Here is a 3086-nt window from a genome sequence, read left to right as displayed (position 1 = left end):
ACCGTGCTCCACGCGCTCTGCGGCGCCGCGGTGCACGAGGGCTGGGCCCGCGACGGCAAGACCGCCGCCGCCATGATCGCAGCCGGCGAAATCCTCCTGCGCGCCAATCACGAGATCGGCACCGTCTCGCCCATGGCCGGCGTCGTCCGCCCCGGGCAACGGCTGTTCAGGATCGAGGATGCCGCCAGCGGCACGGCGACCCATGCCACCCTGGCCGAGAAGGGCCGGCGGGTGCTGCGCTTCGGCCATTACGGCCCCGATGTCGCCGAAGGCCTCGCCTTCGTCGAAGGCCCGGTCGCCGACGCGATCGAAGCCGCGCTGCCGCCGGGCGGGCTCGAACTCATGCCCCTGATCGCTCGGGGCGTCGAACTGGGCGACGACGTGCACCAGCGGAACGTGGGCGGCATGTTCACCTTCCTGTCGGCGCTGGCGCCCCTGCCCCGCGATATCCGCGACTGGCTGGCCACCCATCCGCAGCATTTCCTGAACTATGCCATGGCGGCGGCGAAACTCGGCCTCGACCGGGCGCGGGGTATCGCCGGCGCTGGAATCGTCACCGCGATCACGCGGAACGGCATTGATTTCGCGATCCAGGTCGCCGGGCTGGACGGGCGCTGGTTCCGCGCCCCGGCCAGCTTTCCCGTCGGCGGCTTCTTCCCCGGCTTTTCCCTCGCCGATGCCCATGCCGACCTCGGCGACAGCGCGATCATGGAGTGTTTCGGCCTCGGCGGCTGCATCGCCCATTGCTCGCCGGAGATCGGCCACACCATGGGCCGGGCTTGGGACGAGTCCCGGGCGGGCGGGCGGGCCATGCGGCCCCTGTTCTCCGACACGAACCGGACGATCGCCCCTGCCCTGGCCGGGGCCGAGGGGGTGGGCCTCGGGCTCGATGCCGCAAGGGTCGCCGCCTCGGCCCGCGACATTCGCATTCACACCGGCATTTCCCACCGGGACGGCCAATCGGGCTGGATTGGCATCGGCGTTGCAACGGCGCCCCACGCCGCCTTCGCGGCAGCGGCTTCCGCATTGGAGGCCGCCGATGACGACCGCTGACCTCGCCGCTGGAAAGGAACCCCGCCCGATGACCCGCGCCCGGCCCCGCCATTGGCCCCGCGCCCTGACCACCGTCTTCTGGTTCGCGCTGGCCTGGGGCCTGCTGATCGGCCTGTGGGAATTGGGCGCGGCCCAGGGCTTCCTGAACGACCGCATCCTGCCGCCGCCGAGCGAGACCATCCCCTTCCTCCTGTCGGGCGGGGCCAATGTCGGCTTCGGCGTGCAGAAGACCGGACTGATCGACGCGGTTCTCGTCACCCTCGGCCGGATCGGCATCGGGTTGTCCTGCGGCCTCGGCCTCGCTGTGCTGATCGGGGCGCTGATCGTCGAATTCGTGCCGGCACGGCGCCTGTTCCTGCCGATCGTGCAGACCATCGCACCCATTTCCCCGGTCGCCTGGATCCCCTTCGCCATCGCCATCGTCGGCATCGGCGATCCCGCCGCGATCTTCGTCGTCTTCATGGCGATCTTCGGCTCGATGGCGGTCGCCGCCGTCGCCGCCTTCGACGCGGTGCCCGGCGAATATGTGAAGGTCGCGACCACCCTCGGCGCCGGGCGCCTCCGCATCTGGTTGCGAGTGCTGCTGCCCGGTGCCCTGCCCGGCATCATGACCATGACGCGGATGAGCCTGTTCGGCGCCTGGATGGCGGTGCTGGCGGGCGAGATGGCCGGCATCAATTCCGGCCTCGGTTACCTCATCATGATGGGTCAGCAGATGTACAACATGAAGCTGGTGATGAGCGGCATCATCACTATCGGCGTGATCGGCTTCCTGCTCGATCGGGTGATGCTGTTGATCCAGGGCCGCGTGCTGTGGTGGGAGCGCCGGACATGAGCGCCAGGCCCGTCGCCGGCATCCGCCCGGCGATCCGCTTCGACCATGTCGCCAAGGCGTTCGACGGCCGCCCGGCGGTCGAGGATATCGACCTCGCCGTCGCGCCCGGCAGTTTCACCGTGCTGATCGGGCCTTCCGGCTGCGGCAAGAGCACGCTGCTCGGCATGAGCGCCGGGCTGGAGCCGCCGACGGAGGGCTATGTTTTCGTCCACGACCGTGAGGTGAAGGGGCCGACCGAAGGCACGGCGCTGCTGTTCCAGCAACATAATCTGTTTCCCTGGATGACGGCGGCCGGCAATGTCGCCTTCGCGCTGGAAAATACCGGCCTGTCCCGGCGCGCGGCCCGGGCGGAGGCCTTGCGCCTGCTTGGCCATGTCGGGCTCGGCGCCTTCGCCGACAAGGTTCCGGCCGAACTGTCGGGCGGGATGCGCCAGCGCGTCGCTCTCGTTCGGGCTTTCGCGTTGAAGCCCCGTCTCCTGCTGATGGACGAGCCCTTCGGCGCTCTCGACCATCAGACGAGGCGGATGATGCAGGCCTATCTGCTCGCGACCTGGCGCGATTCCGGGGCAACGGTCATGCTGGTCACCCATGATCTGACCGAAGCCCTGGTGCTGGCCGACCGCATCGTGCTGATGTCCGGCTCCCCCGGCCGGATCACCGAGGTGATCGACGTGGACGCGCCCCGCCCGCGCGATCTGGCCGATCCGGCGTTGGCCGCCATCTGTCGCCGCCTCGAAGCCCATCTGGAGGCCGAGGCGATAAAGGGCGAATTCGGCCCCGATGAATTGGCCCGCCTCGGGGTCGTGTCCTGATGCCCCGGGTCGTCGTCATCGGCGGTGGCTTCACGGGCACCGCCCTCGCCATCCATCTGGCCCGGAACGCGGCGTTCGACGGCGAGGTCACGGTGGTGGAGCCGGGCGCCAGCCTCGGCGCCGGCATCGCCTATGGTCTCGCCGGGCCGGAGCATCGCATCAATGTCCCCGCCGACCGCATGAGCGTGTTCCGCGAGGCCCCGACCGACTTCGGCCGCTGGATGGCCGAGGCGGGGCGAGACGCGGCTGACCCGGAAGGCTGGACCGACGAGCGGGACCACTACAGCCGCCGGCTCGATTTCGGTGCCTATATGGCCGACCTCTTCGCGCGGGAAGCGGTCCGCCACCCCCTCGCCCACCACCCGGGCCGGGCGGTCGGCCTGGCG

The 3086-nt window shown here is 70.1% G+C and carries 4 protein-coding genes; all 4 read left to right on the top strand.

Going from position 1 to position 3086, the window contains the following annotated elements:
• A partial coding sequence (locus WAZ62_RS00675; RefSeq protein ID WP_422641606.1) for a DUF1116 domain-containing protein occupies positions 1-1053 on the top strand: 1053 nt, incomplete at its 5' end.
• A complete protein-coding gene (locus tag WAZ62_RS00670; protein ID WP_422641605.1) occupies positions 1040-1888 on the top strand; it encodes an ABC transporter permease in 849 nt (282 codons plus the stop codon). The genes WAZ62_RS00675 and WAZ62_RS00670, both read left to right, overlap by 14 nt.
• Complete coding sequence (locus WAZ62_RS00665; RefSeq protein ID WP_422641604.1) at positions 1885-2700, top strand: ABC transporter ATP-binding protein; 816 nt, start codon at positions 1885-1887, stop codon at positions 2698-2700. The genes WAZ62_RS00670 and WAZ62_RS00665 overlap by 4 nt, the downstream gene beginning before the upstream one ends.
• Positions 2700-3086 (top strand): FAD-dependent oxidoreductase (locus WAZ62_RS00660; RefSeq protein ID WP_422641603.1); only part of this gene is annotated, 387 nt, incomplete at its 3' end. The genes WAZ62_RS00665 and WAZ62_RS00660, both read left to right, overlap by 1 nt.

This window comes from Zavarzinia sp., assembly GCF_049306435.1.
GTDB lineage: Bacteria > Pseudomonadota > Alphaproteobacteria > Zavarziniales > Zavarziniaceae > Zavarzinia.
Note: the sequence above shows the minus strand (reverse complement) of the source record. Positions and strands in the feature narration are given on the sequence as shown.